This is a genomic window from Nonomuraea deserti (genome assembly GCF_004348685.1).
In the GTDB taxonomy this organism is placed as follows: Bacteria; Actinomycetota; Actinomycetes; order Streptosporangiales; family Streptosporangiaceae; genus Nonomuraea; species Nonomuraea deserti.
In genome coordinates this window covers 1-1162 of the sequence record NZ_SMKO01000420.1, presented here as the reverse complement: position 1 = coordinate 1162, position 1162 = coordinate 1, and the positions used below count along the sequence as shown (strand labels likewise).

Here is a 1162-nt window from a genome sequence, read left to right as displayed (position 1 = left end):
GGCTCGGTGAGGGCGGCGGCGCAGGTGTCGTCGTAGCCGGAGATCCAGCGCTCGCGGTGCTGGATGAGAGTACGGCCGCGCCGGGCCAGCATCTCGCCCACCGTGTGCCGCAGCGCCGGGTCGCGCAGGGCGGCGAAGCGGGCCTCCTGCACCGGCTCGGCCGCGTGCTCCACCACCATGAACGCCGCCACCAGCTCCGCCCGCCGCCGCTCGTCGTAGCCGCTCAGCAGGTCGTCGAACTCCGCCGCGCCCGCTTCGACCCGGCCTCCGGGCCCCGTCACCGGCGCGGGCGCGCTCTCCGAGGCGGCGGCCACGATGTCGGCGTCGCCCACCACGGTCAGCTCGGGGCGCTCGGGCTCGGGCAGCCGCCGGACCAGCTCCTGCAGCTGGGCGTGCGACTCGACCGGCCAGAGGGCACAGCGCGGGCCCAGGCAGACGACGCCGTCGTCCATGACGATCCAGGCCGAGTCGTGCAGCCGCCGCAGCGCGCCGACCGCCCAGTTGCGCATCAGGTCGTCGGTACGGCCGATCAGCGCCCGGTAGGTGTCGAGCACCAGCTCCACCGGCGCGGGACGGCCCGGCCACGGGTCGGCGGACAGGTCGGTCCAGCAGCATTTGAGCACGGCGGCGAGCACCCGCCGGGTCTCGCCGGAGCGCTCCACGGGGAGGGGAGGGACCTGGTGTTCGTCCAGGAGGGACGGTGTCACGCCGTCGGGCCACACCGGCAGCGCCTGCCCGGTGGAGTCGGGCCGCGTCAGGCGCGTCATCCCCGGTGGCGGGGCGACCCCGGCCCTCAGCCACAGCGGCCCGGTGGACCGCGCCCGCACGTGCGCCGTCGCCGCCTCCTCGCTCATCGGGCGCGCTCCAGATAGCCGTGGGACAACCAGGCGGGCTCGCGCTCCGGGGCGATCGTGAGCCCGTCGGCCCACGTCAGCCGGTAGGGCAGCTCGGGCCGCAGGTCGAGCGTCGTCAGGTCGGCGAGCACGCGGCGCGCCGACGGCCAGTCGGAGCCGAGCACGTCGGCCAGCGCCACCCGGGAGGCGTCGCCCAGCAGCGACTCCGCGACCTGCGTCAGCCGCGCCGCGGCCGCGTCGGGCGAGGTGTCGAGCGCGTCGCCGGGCCCCGGGTCGGGCAGGTTGGAGCGCGGGGGAGTGGGCTGGGC

The 1162-nt window shown here is 76.9% G+C and carries 2 pseudogenes; both read right to left on the bottom strand.

The window, feature by feature from the left end:
- Window positions 1-854: pseudogene (locus E1292_RS52435) on the bottom strand (hypothetical protein); the annotation flags it as partial.
- Window positions 851-1162 (bottom strand): annotated as a pseudogene (locus E1292_RS50455) (hypothetical protein); the annotation flags it as partial. The pseudogenes E1292_RS52435 and E1292_RS50455, both read right to left, overlap by 4 nt.